Source organism: Polaribacter haliotis, from assembly GCF_014784055.1.
GTDB classification, from domain to species: Bacteria; Bacteroidota; Bacteroidia; order Flavobacteriales; family Flavobacteriaceae; genus Polaribacter; species Polaribacter haliotis.
In genome coordinates, this window is record NZ_CP061813.1 from 623,357 (window position 1) to 638,330 (window position 14,974).

General features: G+C 29.1%; 15 protein-coding genes. 7 read left to right on the forward strand and 8 right to left on the reverse strand.

What is annotated here, in order from left to right:
• Positions 1 to 48: 48 nt before the first annotated feature.
• From H9I45_RS02420 to H9I45_RS02430, 3 genes are all read right to left on the reverse strand, one after another.
• Entirely contained in the window at positions 49 to 234 is a 186-nt protein-coding gene (locus tag H9I45_RS02420; RefSeq protein ID WP_088353743.1) for a CsbD family protein, read from the reverse strand.
• A gap of 116 nt (positions 235 to 350) precedes the next feature.
• A complete protein-coding gene (locus H9I45_RS02425; protein WP_088353530.1) occupies positions 351 to 590 on the reverse strand; it encodes a hypothetical protein in 240 nt (79 codons plus the stop codon).
• A gap of 87 nt (positions 591 to 677) precedes the next feature.
• Entirely contained in the window at positions 678 to 2,021 is a 1,344-nt protein-coding gene (locus H9I45_RS02430; RefSeq protein ID WP_088353529.1) for a DNA recombination protein RmuC, read from the reverse strand.
• Between the two features lie 92 nt (positions 2,022 to 2,113).
• Here H9I45_RS02430 and H9I45_RS02435 point away from each other — a divergent pair, with 92 nt between their 5' ends.
• Positions 2,114 to 2,653, forward strand: a complete 540-nt coding sequence (locus H9I45_RS02435) for a 1-acyl-sn-glycerol-3-phosphate acyltransferase (protein WP_088353528.1) — start codon at positions 2,114 to 2,116, stop codon at positions 2,651 to 2,653.
• A gap of 144 nt (positions 2,654 to 2,797) precedes the next feature.
• Here the strand turns inward: H9I45_RS02435 and pepT are convergent, their stop codons facing one another.
• Genes pepT through H9I45_RS02450 form a run of 3 tightly spaced genes read right to left on the reverse strand, consistent with a single transcriptional unit; the run spans position 2,798 to position 5,644 of the window.
• Positions 2,798 to 4,039, reverse strand: a complete 1,242-nt coding sequence (pepT, locus tag H9I45_RS02440; protein ID WP_088353527.1) for a peptidase T — start codon at positions 4,037 to 4,039, stop codon at positions 2,798 to 2,800.
• A gap of 2 nt (positions 4,040 to 4,041) precedes the next feature.
• On the reverse strand, positions 4,042 to 4,596 hold the full coding sequence (locus H9I45_RS02445; RefSeq protein ID WP_088353526.1) for a hypothetical protein: 555 nt from the start codon (positions 4,594 to 4,596) through the stop codon (positions 4,042 to 4,044).
• 4 nt (positions 4,597 to 4,600) lie between these two features.
• Complete coding sequence (locus tag H9I45_RS02450) at positions 4,601 to 5,644, reverse strand: WD40/YVTN/BNR-like repeat-containing protein (protein ID WP_088353525.1); 1,044 nt, start codon at positions 5,642 to 5,644, stop codon at positions 4,601 to 4,603.
• A gap of 205 nt (positions 5,645 to 5,849) precedes the next feature.
• Between H9I45_RS02450 and H9I45_RS02455 the strand changes: the two genes are divergently transcribed.
• Entirely contained in the window at positions 5,850 to 6,818 is a 969-nt protein-coding gene (locus H9I45_RS02455) for a patatin-like phospholipase family protein (protein ID WP_088353524.1), read from the forward strand.
• Positions 6,819 to 6,975: 157 nt separating this feature from the next.
• Here the strand turns inward: H9I45_RS02455 and H9I45_RS02460 are convergent, their stop codons facing one another.
• Together H9I45_RS02460 and H9I45_RS02465 are read right to left on the reverse strand one after the other, a co-directional pair.
• Complete coding sequence (locus H9I45_RS02460) at positions 6,976 to 8,460, reverse strand: GFO_1087 family putative carboxy terminal peptidase (protein WP_088353523.1); 1,485 nt, start codon at positions 8,458 to 8,460, stop codon at positions 6,976 to 6,978.
• Positions 8,461 to 8,466: 6 nt separating this feature from the next.
• Complete coding sequence (locus H9I45_RS02465) at positions 8,467 to 9,924, reverse strand: S41 family peptidase (RefSeq protein ID WP_088353522.1); 1,458 nt, start codon at positions 9,922 to 9,924, stop codon at positions 8,467 to 8,469.
• A 166-nt stretch (positions 9,925 to 10,090) separates the two neighbouring features.
• On the opposite strand from H9I45_RS02465, the gene H9I45_RS02470 reads away from it, so the two are divergent.
• The 5 genes from H9I45_RS02470 to H9I45_RS02490 all read left to right on the forward strand — a co-directional run bounded on the left by H9I45_RS02470 (position 10,091) and on the right by H9I45_RS02490 (position 14,933).
• Positions 10,091 to 10,600, forward strand: coding sequence for a GFO_1088 family ECF-type sigma factor (locus H9I45_RS02470; protein WP_088353521.1), 510 nt, complete (start codon positions 10,091 to 10,093; stop codon positions 10,598 to 10,600).
• Positions 10,587 to 11,021 (forward strand): PG0215 family putative anti-sigma factor, encoded by a 435-nt coding sequence (locus tag H9I45_RS02475; protein ID WP_088353520.1) that lies wholly within the window; start codon positions 10,587 to 10,589, stop codon positions 11,019 to 11,021. Before H9I45_RS02470 ends, H9I45_RS02475 begins: the two co-directional genes overlap by 14 nt.
• Before the next feature lie 41 nt (positions 11,022 to 11,062).
• A complete protein-coding gene (locus H9I45_RS02480) occupies positions 11,063 to 11,581 on the forward strand; it encodes a GFO_1090 family protein (protein ID WP_088353519.1) in 519 nt (172 codons plus the stop codon).
• 78 nt (positions 11,582 to 11,659) lie between these two features.
• Positions 11,660 to 12,202, forward strand: a complete 543-nt coding sequence (locus tag H9I45_RS02485) for a GFO_1091 family lipoprotein (protein ID WP_088353518.1) — start codon at positions 11,660 to 11,662, stop codon at positions 12,200 to 12,202.
• A 286-nt stretch (positions 12,203 to 12,488) separates the two neighbouring features.
• Entirely contained in the window at positions 12,489 to 14,933 is a 2,445-nt protein-coding gene (locus tag H9I45_RS02490; protein WP_088353517.1) for a M1 family aminopeptidase, read from the forward strand.
• The last annotated feature ends 41 nt before the right edge of the window (positions 14,934 to 14,974 follow it).

A 14,974-nucleotide genomic window follows, 5' to 3' on the forward strand; every position in this document is an offset into this window, starting at 1 on the left:
AAAACTTGATGCTTTTTTATCTTTCTATAGTCAATTTTTATAAGTTGATTACCAACTTCTTACTTCTTTTTGGATAGCTTCTTTAGATTCTCCATATTTTTCTTGAATTTCTCCAACTAATTTATCAAAAGAACCTTGAGCTTCTGTTTTCTCATTATCAGTTAACTGACCGAATTTCTCCTTAAACTCTCCTTTGATTTGTTTCCACTTTCCTTCGTTTGTATCTGAATTCATAATTCTTTTTTTTTGTACTAAAAACATAGTACTAGTTAATAATACCACAAATTTAAAAGAATATTATGTGTTGGTTTAACTTAATTAATGGAAACCTTAACTCAAAAGATAAAATATTAGTTATTATCTGAATTCTGAATTTTATCTGCTACTGCATTAGAATCTTCAGTTGCACTATGTACTTGGCCTTTAAGCTTGTCTTTATCTTCGCCTTTTAAGCGTTCCTTACTACTATCTTTATCTTTATATTCATCTTTTATAACAGTTCCTTTTAAAGGGTGTAAACCTCTTTCATGAACATCTCCTGAATTTCCTTTAGTAACATTTTCTGCACTTGCTCTTTCTTTATTTGACATAATTTTTGGTATTTAATTTTAGTAAAATTAAAATTAATACTTCTTTTATGTTAACGATATCAAAATAAAAAAGGACTCAAAAGAAGTTTAATCATTAGAACTCGCACGATCTATAATATTTTCTGGAAGCGCTTTTTTAGCTTTTGCACCCATTTTTTTCAGCTTTTCTACACTTGTAATTAAGTTTCCTCTTCCTTCAAACAATTTATTCATTGCAGCATTATAATCTGTTTTAGATGCATCTATCTTTTTACCAACACCAACTAAATCACTTAAAAGACCATGAAATTTATCGTATAAAGCCCCAGCTTGTTTTGCTATTTCTAAAGCATTTCTTTGTTGTTTTTCATTATTCCACATGGTATCAATTGTACGTAAAGTCGCCAATAGAGTAGAAGGTGTAACAATTACAATGTTTCTTTCGAATGCTTTATTGTATAAATTGGTATCTGTATTTAACGCAACTGCGAAAGCAGGTTCAATAGGAATAAAAAGTAACACAAAATCTGGAGATTCTATACCATAAATATCTTCGTATTTTTTATCACTCAATTGTTCTACATGTCTTTTTAAAGATGCTACATGTTGTTTTAAAAAAATCTCTTTCTGTAGTTCGTCTTCTTCATTTATATATTGTTCATAAGCAACTAAAGAAACTTTAGAATCTACAATCATTTTCTTATTATCTGGTAAATGAATTACAACATCTGGTAACACTCTTTTACCATCTTCATTCGTAAAGCTTTGCTGTACATAATACTCTCTATCTTTCTCTAAACCAGACTTTTCTAAAACACGTTCTAAAACTAACTCTCCCCAATTTCCTTGCATTTTATTATCTCCTTTTAATGCTTTGGTTAGGTTTAAGGTTTCTTTACTCATTTGCTGATTCAGTTCTTTTAAACCTAAAATTTGCTGACGTAAAGCCGCGTGATAATCGATACTTTCTTTATGAGTTTTATCTACTTTATCTTCGAAAACTTTAATTTTTTCTTGCAAAGGATTTAAAATAATTTTTAAATTTTCTTTATTCTGAAGTGTAAATTTTGTCGCTTTTTCATCTAGAATCTTATTGGCTAAATTTTCAAACTCTTTGGTAAATTTTTCATTTAGTTTTTCAACTTCGCCTTTATTTTCGACTAATTTTAATCGTAAATTATCTACTTCCGATTCTTGTCTTGTGTTTGCAGTAATTAAATTTTCTTTTTCTTGTTGAATAGTTTTAAAATCTTTTTGCAATTCGATATAATTATTTTCTACCATATCTTTAGATTGTTGAAGTAACGCAACACGTTCTTCTAATGCAGATTTTTCTTTTTCTAAAGAAGTTTTATCTTTTTCGAAATTCAATTTTGAAAGTAATTTCCCTATAAATAAGCCAATTACAGCAAATAAAATTGCAATTAGTAAGTAAATAATTATTTCGTTCATTATGTAAATTTAAGTCCTTAAATTTATCACTTTAAAACACAACATAAAACCATTATAAAATGTTTTTGTAAACAAATGTTTTAATAATTATGATGAAAAGAATTGCCAAGTTTATTTTATATACAATTTTAGGTTGGAAAATTGAAAATGAGTTTCCAAAACATCCTAAAAAATATATTGTTATTGCTGCTCCACATACAAGTTGGGTAGATTTTCCTATAGCAATTTTAACTAGAATGAGCTTAGGAACCATGGTGCATTTTGTGGGAAAAAACTCTCTTTTTAAATGGCCTTTTGGGTATTTTTTTAGAGCTTTAGGTGGTACTCCAGTAGATAGAACTAAAAATAACAATTTGGTTGATGCAATTATCGATATTTTTAATAATAAAGAAGAATTTCGATTAGGTTTATCTCCAGAAGGAACCAGAAAAAAAGTAGAAACTTGGAAAACTGGGTTCTATTATATCGCAAAAGGTGCAAACGTACCAATTGTTATGGCAACTTTAGATTTTGAAAATAAAAAGGTAAAAATCTCTGTACCTTACTATACAACAGACGATAAAGAAGCCGATTTTAGGCATTTCAAGGACTTTTATAAAAATATAAAGGGGAAAAACCCTGAATTATCATAATTTCTTGTATTTAATACATAAAAAATGACTAGATTTGTACAATGTAATTGACTTTTTTAATAGAGATTAGGGGCTTTATTATTAAACGTTTACATTTAATAGCATACGCTATGATACGAGTCTCCAGTTTACTGGAGACTTTTTTTATGCATATTTTTCGGAAACTTTAGTTGCTATTCCTACAATTACTTCTGTTGCTTTTACCATAGATTCTACAGGTATATACTCAAAACGTCCATGAAAATTATGGCCACCAGCAAAAATATTTGGACAAGGCAATCCTTTATAAGAAAGTTGAGAACCATCTGTTCCACCACGAATTGGCTTTATTAAGGGTTTAATACCAATTTCTTTCATTACTTCTTCTACAATATCTACAATATGCATTACAGGAACAATTTTTTCTTTCATATTAAAATATTGATTATTAATATCTACTTCAACCAAATCTTCATTTAAACGTTCATTAAAATCGAAAGCAATTCTTTGCATTAAATATTTCCTTTTTTCAAACAAGTCTAAATCATGGTCTCGAATTATATATTCTAAAACCGTTTTTTCCACATTTCCATTCATATCATGTAAATGGAAAAAACCTTCGTAGTTACTCGTTTTTTCTGGAACTTCTTCTGGTGGAAGTGAAGCAATATATTCGTTTGCAATTTGCATAGAATTTATCATTTTACCTTTTGCATAACCTGGATGTACAATTTTCCCTGTAATTGTTATTTTGGCACTTGCAGCATTAAAATTTTCGTATTCCAATTCACCAATTTGACTTCCATCCATTGTATACGCCCATTCTGCATCAAATTTATTGACATCGAATTTATGGGCTCCTTTTCCAACTTCTTCATCTGGAGTAAAACAAATTCGAATTTTTCCGTGTTTAATTTCTGGATGTTTTATTAAATATTCCATTGCAGTTACAATTTCTGTAACACCAGCTTTATCATCTGCACCTAAAAGCGTGGTTCCATCTGTAGTAATAATCGTTTGTCCCTTATACTGTAATAAATCTTCGAAATAATCTGGTGAAAGAATAATATTTTTTTCTTCGTTTAAAATAATATCATTTCCTTGATAATTCTCTACAATTTGTGGTTTTACGTTTTTCCCTGTAAAATCTGGACTTGTGTCCATGTGAGCCACAAAACCAATGGTTGGCACTCTATATTCGATATTACTTGGCAAAGTAGCCATGATGTAACAATTTTCATCCAAAGTAATGTCTTGCATTCCAATATCGGTTAAATCTTTTACAAGAACTTTTGCCAAATCCCACTGGTTTTCTGTACTCGGAAAAGCAGGGTTGTTTGGGTCGGATTCTGTATCTATAGTAACATATTTTATAAACCTGTCTGTAATGTGTTTTTTCTCAATCATTTTTATGGGATTTTTATTTTCTCTAACAAACTAATTGCCTTACAAATTCTTTTGTTTACTAAGGAATCTCCATATATTTCAGCAGTTGCCAATAATGAATTTCCAGCATCTAATTTCGTGAATATTTGCAAAACATTGTAGTTAAATTCGCCTTTTTTACCAATAGAAATGGTGTAATAACTTGGTTTGTTTAAAAAGTTTATTTCTTTCGCTTTTCTTTGAATCAGTTTTTTTGATAAATTTTCTTGCTCGATTTTCAATTTAAAAATATCGCTAAAATCAACTGAATTATTTATATAATTTATGTCTAAAAGTAACGATTCTGTAAGATCTTTAATGGTATCTGCAGAATAAATAGAAGATTGGCGAGCATCTGTATATAAATTTGTTTTCCAATTTTTTGGAATTTCCAAAGAAAAAAGGTTTTTAGCGTCTTTTACTTCTTCAAGATTTTCTACAAAAACATCTTTGCAATTACATTCTTTTTGAAGTACTGTTTTAGTATTACATGAAAAAAATAGGAGTGTAGTTGCAATTACTAGAATAAAATGCTTCATAAAATTACTTCAATATTAATTTACCTATTTTATGATGACCACTTAACCAAGCATTGTTTTCGTCTACAAAATGAATGCTGTAATAGCTGTCTTTCGAAACATCTTTCCATGTTTTTCCACCATCATTAGAAAAAGAAACGCCAGTTTTACCTACAGCAAAAACTTCTTTTCCATTTGTATTTGGTACATATTGCACACAACTTTTATAATTAGGGCTTTTTCCATCTGAGACGATTGTCCAAGTTTTCCCTCCATCTATTGTAATTGCTTTGTTTGCAACGTTTTCTTCTGGTTTAGAATAATCTCCACCAACTGCAATTCCGTTATTCTCGTCATAAAAATCAATTGAATAGATTCCTTGAGGTCCATTTCCTTGCACAAAAGGAGTTTCGAAAATTTGCCAAGATTTCCCATAATTGGTAGATTTTAAAATACGTGCTTTGCCACCTCCAGAGGCAATCCAAACAGAGCTTCCAATAGTAGCTATATTTGTGTTACTTGCTGCGAAAAAAGCTTCGTCTTTTGCAATTTCTGGTAAATTATCGCACGGAATTTTATTCCAATTTTCTCCACCATCTTCAGTTATAATAATAGAAGCACAGCTTTCTGTGGGGTCTCCAACTGCAATTCCATGTAAATTATCATCAAAAAATGTAAGTGCATCATAAAATACTTTTTCATCTTCTTCTTTATAAACTAAAGTAGCATCTCCTTCAGAAATTTTATACATTAAAGCAGGATTTCCAATTGATAACGCAAAATAATCGTTTCCATTAAAAGCTAAACTTCTAAAATGTGGAACGATAGAATCTTGGTGTCTAATATTTAAAGCATTCCATAAAGTACCACTATCTGTTGTAAAGCCAACATCTCCATTAGAACCAGCATAAAAAACACTTGTACTGTCCACAACTTGAATTGCACGAATACTAGAGTCTTCCATTTTAAACTCTTTTATAGTAATTGTTTCTATGTTTCTTGGCTGATATTCTTGCTTGCAAGACATTAAAAAAAGGAAAGCAAAAATAAATCCGATTATTCTTTTCATTTTTAATATTTTTATGCGACTAAAATAAAGGTTTTTTTACGACCAATTAAACTTTAAATACATTCATAATTATATTCTTGAATAAAAGTGGTCATAAAAAACTTTATTTTTAAATTCCCTTTTTCTAGGGAATAACAATTTTAATAGGAAATTTTTAAGCAAAAAAACTTAAAGAAATTCTTGAGTAAACAAATCAATATAGATAATGAAAAAAGCATTGGTTATTTCTGGAGGTGGAAGCAAAGGTGCATTTGCTGGTGGAGTTGCACAGTACCTAATGAAAAATGAAGGCAAAGAGTACGATTTGTTTTTAGGAACTTCTACAGGAAGTTTAATGGTTTCTCACTTGGCTTTGGGCATGTTAGATGAATTGAAAGAGTTATACACAAATGTTAGTCAGGAAACTATTTTTAGTAACAACCCATTTAAAATAAGGAAAGTAGCTGGTGAAAAAGTAATTTCAATAAACCATTTAAACACTCTATGGAATATTATAAATGGTAGAAAAACGTTTGGAGAAAGCAAGAATTTACGCGCTCTTATCAAAAGAAAAATCACCAAAGAAATGTACGTTAAAATTAGAGCTGCCAACAAAGAAGTTGTGGTTACAGTTTCTAATTTAACTGCAAACCAAATTGAATATAAATCTATAAACGACTGTACTTACGAAGACTTTTGTGACTGGATTTGGGGTTCTTGTAATTACGTTCCTTTTATGAGTTTGTTGGAAAAAGATTATTGCCAATATGCAGATGGAGGTTTTGGTTCTTTAGTACCAATTAGAGAGGCAATTTTACGAGGTGCAACAGAAATAGATGCAATTATTTTAGAAACAGAAGTTACTCAATTTAATAGATTGCATTCTAAAAACCCTTTTTCTTTATTGTTCGATGTTTTCGATTTTATGTTAACACACGTAGAAAGACATAATATTACTATTGGAAAATTAGCTGCTTCTAATAAAAATGTAAAACTAAATTTATATTATACACCCACTGTTTTAACAACTAATTCGTTAGTTTTCGACGAAGTACTAATGCGAAAATGGTGGAAATCTGGTTTTAAATACGCTAAATCTAAACGAGAAGAGTTAATGAGTGAGTTTAGACCAGATGTACTTACAGACCAAGAAATTGAAGAAGGAATTGATGATGTAGAAAATTTAAATATTTAATTTTTTAAAACTTTAGAATTAAGGAAATAAGAAATTGTAACAAATTTCAAAAGCTTTCTATAGAAATGTATTTAGACAAATACTATAATAAAACAACTGTAATAAAATAAAAAATCCAGCTATTTAGCTGGATTTTTTATTAATATTAGAATTATTTTTACTTTAATTCTGTAAACATATTATTACTTGCAGGTGTTGCTAATTTCGAATTAAAAATTTCTTCAGTAGCAATAAAAGAGGCTCTTTTCTTGCCAAAAGGCTTATTACCTGTTGTAATATAAGTTAAAGTTCTATCTAAAAGAGGATCTGAACGTTCTCCTAAAACTCCTAAGTCTCCAATATTTTCTTCTAAATTTATTCCTGTAAAATTTGTTTCTGGTATAATTCCATTTGGATAATTTTCTCCGTCTTTATTTGTTATTTCTAATACAATTGGTTGCATTGCATAAGTATGCTTCGCATTCAAATTTTCGCCATTTCTAGATAAATCATCAGAATCGTATAATGTTATAGAACCTACTTGTTTTCCAACTGTTGTTGTTCCAACTACTTTCACATCTATATAAGAACTTAGTGAATTAATAACCAGTTCAGATGCAGATGCAGTGCTTCCAGAAACAATAAAATACACTCTAGATAAACCTAAACTATTTATGCTTTCATCTAAAACAACATTTCCATTACTATCTGTATTTCTAATTTGTGTTGGAAAATTATTAACAAAAAGTTCTGCAGGATTTCCATTTGTTACAGCTTCATTCCAAACTTCTTTCGAAAAAACTTGTCCTCCAAACTGTCCTGTTACCATACTTCCCAAATAAGAAGCAGTTGTAATAGAACCACCACCATTATATCTTAAATCTATAATTAAATCGTCTACATTTTCACTTTTAAACTTATTAAAAGCAGCATTTAATTCTCCATCGTAATTTCGAGCAAATTGATTATATAATAAGTAACCAATTTTTTTATTTCCATCTGAAATAACTTCTGCAATAGGAACTGGATTTTCTTGAACTTCGGTTTTTGTTAAGGAAATTGTGGTTCCATTTGCAGTTGGACTTCCATTGTTAAAATTAGCCAAACCTATTGAAAAAGTACTATTATCTCCAAACAATAACGAATTAAAATTACTATCTGTAAGTTGTGTTCCATTTACAGAATTAAAAATCATACCTCTTTCTACTTCTTCTGAAGCGGCACTAGAATTTGGAATTACATACCTAACATATCCGTAAACATTAGTACTACTATTTTCATACCTTCTTAAACCGAATTCCATTCCTGTAGTTGTATTTATTCCTTGAAAAGAATTTTCTAAAGCAATATAATCGTCTACAATCCAAGAAAAACGGTCTACAGTTCCTGGTTGAAATAATAAACTATTAAATGTGTCCTCAGAAGAATTATATTTTCTAAAATAGGTATATAATTCTTGGAAATTACTAAATCTATCATTTGCTAGATCTGGAACATCTTTCTTCCATAAATAATAGTTTTTTAAACCATTCCATATAAAAAAATTAATTTCATCATCTACTGTTACAACGAATTCTGGATCTGTAACATCGTTATCTTCTTTTTTACTACAACTAGTTATAAATAGTATCGATAAAAAACTTGCAAAAAATATTTTCTTCATATTTTATTAATTTGTATTTGGTAAATTTTGTTTTATAAAAATACCTTTATCTATTTCTCTTTGGGCATTAATAGAATTATAAAGGTACTCGTAATTATTAGGATTACAAACAACATTAGTGCCAGTATTTCCAGAAGTAACATAAGTTAATACACGATCTAATATAGGATCTGATCTTTCTCCAAGAACTCCAAGGTTTAAAATATCTTCATTTGGGCACAAATTTATGTTGGGTATAAATCCATTTTCATAAGTTTGGTCGTTTTTATTATAGAAACTTAACACAATTGGTTGTAAAGCTACTGTGTGAGACATGTTTCTGTTTCCAAAATCGTAGTCATCAGAATTATATAAAGTTATAGAACCTGTGTTATTTCCAGCAGTTTGTGCACCAATTAAATGTACATTTATATAAGGTTTTAGACTATTTACTAATAATTCAATTGTAGAAGAACCAGAAAAATTATCTCCATTTAATATAATATAAACATCTGTTAAATTAAGACTATTAAAATCTGTATTCACATTTAATTTTGAAGGAAATTTCGTAACCAAAGAATCTGGCTGATTTTGTTCAAACCAAGGTTGTGCTTTCGAATTCCATTTTTCTTTTATAAAAGTTTCATCCGGAAACTGACCTGCTATTAGACTTGCCAATTTAGCCATATCTCTTACAAAACTTCCTGTACCTATATTATAACGTAAATCTAAAACAAGTTCGTTTACATTATTATTTTTAAAATCTAAAAAAGTAGTATTTAATTGGTCTATGTAATTTTTAGAAAAATTGTTGTTATACATTAAATAACCAACGTTATCTGCTCCAATTGAAATTGTTTTTTCTTTAAAAGTTGTAGAATATGTATAATCTTCTCTGGTTAACGAAACTGTTTTTGCATTTGGAGTAACAGTATTTCCATCGAAATCTACCATATTTAAAATAAATGTATCTGCACCACCCAATAATAAATTGTTGAAGTTTGTTCTTGTTAATTGCAAACCGTTAACAGCATTAAAAAATTCTCCACGCTCAATACTTTTTGTTGAGGCATTAGAACTTGGTAAAATGTGTGTTACATATCCTATAACATTTTCTGGGCTTCCTTCTTCAGCAATTATTCCAAACTCCATTCCATTTGTAATAGCCGTTCTTGGAGGAACATCTTCTAATAGAACATTATAATCTTCTATTAATGTAGATTTTGTATCATTTACAATTAATAAAGACGAAAACAATTCATTATAATCTAAAAAAGAACTTAAATAATTATTTAATTGAATGTCCGAATTAAAACGTCTATCAGATAAATCTTCAATTTCGTCTTGATGTAAATAATACGCATTCAATCCTTTCCATACAAAATCTTGTACAATCAAATCATTTGGAACCTTATATTCTTTAGAACATTGTGCAAAAGAAATTGCTAATAGGAAAATATAAAAAGCTTTTATATAGTTTTTCATTAATAATAGATATAGTTTCTGTACTAAATTTAACGCAATTTAAACATAAATAGTATTATTTTTAAAATATCGTGTAACAAAATAAATTGTGACTCGTCGTAATAATGTAGATCCAAAAATAAGAAAGGAGTAAAGAGAAGGATTTGCACAATAAATCAACCAATAAATGAACCAGTCAGACTTTTTAAAAGTTGTTTTGCCATTTAAAGACAAGGTCTTTCGTTTAGCAAAAAGATTGTTAGTTTCTACAGAAGAAGCTGAGGATGCTACACAAGAACTGTTTTTTAAATTGTGGAAAAGCAAAGAAAAAATCGCCGACTATAAAAATGTTGAAGCATTTGCAATGACAATGACCAAGAATTATTGTTACGATCGTTTAAAATCGAAACAAGCAAGTAATTTAACATTGGTACACAGTAATTATAAAGAAAAAGATACGTCTTTAGATAAAAAATTGGAACATCAAGACAGTGTAAACCAAGTACACAAATTGATTGAAAATTTACCAGAACAACAAAAAATTATTATTCAACTTAGAGATATAGAAGAATACGATTTTGAAGAGATTTGTAAAATGGTAGATATGAAGCCAACAGCAGTAAGAGTTGCATTATCTAGAGCGAGAAAAACAATAAGAGAAGAATTAATAAAAAAACACAACTATGGAGTTAGCTAACATAGAAAAATTAGTAGAAAAATATTTAAATGCAGAAACTACTTTGCAGGAAGAAACAACCTTAAAAAACTATTTTAAAGAAGGAATTGTGGCACCTCATTTGCAAGAGTATGCTTATATGTTTAATTATTTTGCATCCGCTAAAGATGAGAAATACACGAAAACCATAAAGTTAGAACCTAAGAAATCGAATAAGAAAAACTTTAAATGGTTGTCTGTTGCAGCATCTGTATTATTATTGTTTAGTGTATTTGTTGGGAAACACAAATATGACGAACATCAACAAAGAAAAGAAGCAGAAAAAATTTATGCACAAGTAAGTAAAGGACTAGAACTACTTTCTACAAACCTAAAAAAAGGAGAAAACGCAGTCGCAACTTTATATACTTATGAAAATACTGTAAAAAAAATATTAAAATAAACCAAGTAACAATTAGTAAAACCAAGTAAACAAGAGAAATTATGAAAAAATTAATAATATTATTAGCGTTCGTAGTTGCACCAATAGCAACAAGCGCACAGTCGTTTTTTGACTCGTTAGAAGATATGAATGGAGTAGACATGGTCGTTGTTTCCAAAGATGCTTTCGAACTTTTAAACAAGTTTCAACCGAAAGATTCTAAAAGCAACGAAGTTATGCAAGTCTTTGAAATGATTAAAGATTTAAAAGAATTTAGAATGTTTTCTTCCGACGATAAAACAATTGCCAATAAAATGGAAACAATGGTAAATAGTTCTATTAAAAAACAGAACTTAACAGAATTAATGCGTATTAAAGAAGACGATTCTCGTATTAAAATCTACGTTAAAACCACAAAAAACAAAGATTACGTTAGTGAGGTTTTAATGTTTATTAAAGGAGTTGACAAAAAAACAAATGGTATGTCTGAAGCGATGATTGTTTCTTTAACAGGAAATATAGACATTAATAAAATGTCTGACTTAGCAGATACATTTACAAACGGAAAGAATAAAAAGTAATTTTTATTTTCCCAATTACAAAACTAAAACTTGTAGTATTTATTAGATAAGTGCTACAAGTTCATAAAAAAATACACAATGAGAAAATTAACCACAATATGTACTTTGTTGTTTTTGGTTGTTTTTGCAAGTTCTTGTAAAAATGAAAAATCACTTCAACAATATTTAGTAGACGTTCCAGAAAAAGAAGGTTTTATTTCAGGAGATTTACCAATAAGCTCTTTATTAACTGCAAAAACAGATGTTTCTGACGATGTAAAAGAAACCATAAAAAGCATTAAAAAAATTAATGTTGCTTATTTAATTAAAACTGCTGATAATGAAGCAACTTATCAAAAAGAAAAAGCGACTTTAAAAAATATTTTTTCTAGCGAAGATTATAAAAATCTTATGACTATGAAAATGAAGGGAATGAATATGAAGGTATATTATACTGGAGATACAGACTCTTTAGACGAAGTAATTGTTTTCGGTTATGGAGACAAAAATGGAGTAGGAGTTGCACGTTTGTTAGGAGATGATATGAATCCAGCCAAAGTAATTGAAATGCTAAACAGCGTTAAATTAGATGAAGATAATGCTTCTTTAGAACAATTTGCAAACATTTTTAAAGGAAGATAAACTTTTTAAAATTTTATTATAAACCTCAGTTTCATTAGAAATTGAGGTTTTTTCGTTTCAAAAAGATATCATTTTTTTTAGGAGCTATTTCCAGCTTTCAGCACTCGCTTTTTTTCTGAAAAAAGAAAAAAGAGCTCAAACAAATGCTTCAATCTGGGCTAAAATTACTTGCCAACTTATCTTAAGTTTTTAAAATTTATAAGTTAATATCGAATTTAACGACGCATTAACAACAAAACTACCTTTATTTACTATTTTTGATTTCTTACAGAAGTAAATTATTTTTATGAAGATTCAAAAATCCCTTTTATATATTTTTCTATTTATTGTTAGTTTTAGTTTTGCTCAGAATTCAACTGATTACAAAGCAGAGAGAGAGAAAATTCACGATTTAGTACACACAAAATTAAAAGTAGACCTTAATTTCAATAAAAAAGAATTAAATGGAGAAGCTTGGATCACACTAAAACCACATTTTTATAGCACAAACAAACTTGTTTTAGACGCAAAAGCGATGGTTATTAAACAAGTAACTCTTAATAATCAAAAATTAAACTTTACAAACGACGATTTTTATTTAAATATAGATTTACCAAAAACCTACACAAAAGACGAAGAGTTTACAGTTTATATAGCATATACAGCGCGTCCAGAAAAGGTGAAAGATAAAGTGACTAATATTATTTCTGCTTCTAAAGGTTTGTATTATATCAATGCAAATGGAGTAGACAGGAACAAACCAACCCAAGTTTGGACCCAAGGTGAAACCGAAGGCAGTAGCTGTTGGTTTCCAACAATAGATGCTCCAAACCAAAAAACATCACAAGAAATTTACATAACAGTCCCTAATAAATACAAAACACTTTCCAATGGTTTGTTAATCAACCAAACAAAAAACGGAAACAACAGAACCGATTATTGGAAATTCGACAAAAAACACGCTCCATATTTATTCTTTCTTGGAGTTGGTGAGTTTGAAATAATCGAAGACACCTATAAAAACATTCCTGTTAATTATTATGTAGAAAAAGAATACGCACCTTTTGCAAAAGAAATTTTTGGAAACACACCAGAAATGATACAGTTTTTCTCAGATAAATTAGGCGTAGAATTTCCTTGGAGTAAATACAGCCAAATTGTGGTGAGAGATTACGTTTCTGGAGCCATGGAAAATACAACAGCAGTAGTTCATGGAGAACAAGCATACCAAACTGCAGGACAATTAATAGACGAAAACAAACAAGAAAATACAATTGCTCACGAATTGTTTCATCATTGGTTTGGCGATTTAGTTACTTCCGAAAGCTGGAGTAATTTGGCTTTAAACGAATCTTTTGCCAATTATAGCGAATATCTTTGGAGAGCTCATAAATATGGAAAAGAAGATGTAGAAATGTATCAATTCGAAAATGCGAACTTGTATTTCGAAGGCCAGAATAGTGACAAAAGTTTAATTCGTTATAATTATGACGATAAAGAAGATATGTTCGATTTAGTAAGCTATAATAAAGGTGGTGCTATTTTACACATGTTACGAAATTATGTTGGAGACGAAGCTTTCTTTGCAAGTTTAAAAGCATATTTAACGAGATATAAATACCAAACTGCAGAAGCGCATCAATTGAGATTAGTTTTTGAAGAAATTACAGGAAAAGATTTAAACTGGTTTTTTAATCAGTGGTTTTTTGGAAAAGGGCATCCAGATATCGAAATTTCTTACGATTATAATTTAATAAGAAAAACAGTAACTGTAAACATTCTTCAACAACAAGCAGAAACATTTCAATTCCCTTTTGCTATTGATGTTTTCGAAGGAACCAAAAGAACAAGACATAACGTTTTTGTAGATGGAAATGATGCTTCTTTTACATTTCCTTTTAATAAGCAACCTACTTTAATACAAGTAAATGCAGATGGTGTTTTGTTGTGTGAAATCAACGAAAATAAAGTGCTGAGTGATTATATTTTTCAATTGAAAAACGCACAATTATTTGCACATAGGAGAGAAGCTTTATTGGAAGTTGCCAAAAAGCAAGAAGAAAAAAATGCTTTTAATGCTGTTGTAGAGGCAATGGACGATCCTGCTTATAAAATTAGAATTTTAGCATTAGAAAATGTAGATTTAATTAACAAATCTTCAAAGAAAAATGCAATTGAAAAAATTAAACAATTAGCAACTTCAGATCCAAAAACATTAGTGCAAGCAAGTGCAATAGAAACCTTAGGGAAACTAATAGATCCTGAAATGAAACCTATTTTATTAAATGCGTTGGAAAGTAAATCGTATGCAGTTTTAGGAAAAGCTTTGGTGGCACTATATTATGTGGATAAACCTCTGGCATTTAAAAAGTCTAAAGAATTACCAGATGAAGTTCGTAAAATTCTAGCAACACCATTAACACAAATATTTATTGAATCTAATGACGATACAGAGTTGCCATTTATCGCTAAAAGTGTAGTTTCTGGTATGTTTTTATTTGGAGATGATACTACAAAAGCACTATATCAAAGAGCTTTTAAGAAGATTTCTAAGAGTAATGATACTGAAGCCATACAGAATTTGGTTTTAGATATGGTTGTAAAAGGAAATCAGTACAAAAGCTTTAATTTTGATAAGGTTGTGATCAATTTAATGCGAACAATGGTGCAAGACCAAGAGAAATCTACAAACTCTAATAAAGTTAAAAACGTCGCTATTATTAAAGAATCAATGGCGAAACTTATTCAATAACAAACTTAACACTCAGTTTTTAAGCAGGAATTAGAATTCCA

Coding starts and splice junctions, on each gene's coding strand:
- H9I45_RS02480 (WP_088353519.1), top strand. CDS start 11,063: ATGAAAAAATTAATAATATTATTAGCGTTCGTAGTTGCACCAATAGCA.
- H9I45_RS02420 (WP_088353743.1), bottom strand. CDS start 234: ATGAATTCAGATACAAACGAAGGAAAGTGGAAACAAATCAAAGGAGAG.
- H9I45_RS02465 (WP_088353522.1), bottom strand. CDS start 9,924: ATGAAAAACTATATAAAAGCTTTTTATATTTTCCTATTAGCAATTTCT.
- pepT (WP_088353527.1), bottom strand. CDS start 4,039: ATGATTGAGAAAAAACACATTACAGACAGGTTTATAAAATATGTTACT.
- H9I45_RS02485 (WP_088353518.1), top strand. CDS start 11,660: ATGAGAAAATTAACCACAATATGTACTTTGTTGTTTTTGGTTGTTTTT.
- H9I45_RS02450 (WP_088353525.1), bottom strand. CDS start 5,644: ATGAAAAGAATAATCGGATTTATTTTTGCTTTCCTTTTTTTAATGTCT.
- H9I45_RS02425 (WP_088353530.1), bottom strand. CDS start 590: ATGTCAAATAAAGAAAGAGCAAGTGCAGAAAATGTTACTAAAGGAAAT.
- H9I45_RS02460 (WP_088353523.1), bottom strand. CDS start 8,460: ATGAAGAAAATATTTTTTGCAAGTTTTTTATCGATACTATTTATAACT.
- H9I45_RS02445 (WP_088353526.1), bottom strand. CDS start 4,596: ATGAAGCATTTTATTCTAGTAATTGCAACTACACTCCTATTTTTTTCA.
- H9I45_RS02470 (WP_088353521.1), top strand. CDS start 10,091: ATGAACCAGTCAGACTTTTTAAAAGTTGTTTTGCCATTTAAAGACAAG.
- H9I45_RS02490 (WP_088353517.1), top strand. CDS start 12,489: ATGAAGATTCAAAAATCCCTTTTATATATTTTTCTATTTATTGTTAGT.
- H9I45_RS02430 (WP_088353529.1), bottom strand. CDS start 2,021: ATGAACGAAATAATTATTTACTTACTAATTGCAATTTTATTTGCTGTA.
- H9I45_RS02475 (WP_088353520.1), top strand. CDS start 10,587: ATGGAGTTAGCTAACATAGAAAAATTAGTAGAAAAATATTTAAATGCA.
- H9I45_RS02435 (WP_088353528.1), top strand. CDS start 2,114: ATGAAAAGAATTGCCAAGTTTATTTTATATACAATTTTAGGTTGGAAA.
- H9I45_RS02455 (WP_088353524.1), top strand. CDS start 5,850: ATGAAAAAAGCATTGGTTATTTCTGGAGGTGGAAGCAAAGGTGCATTT.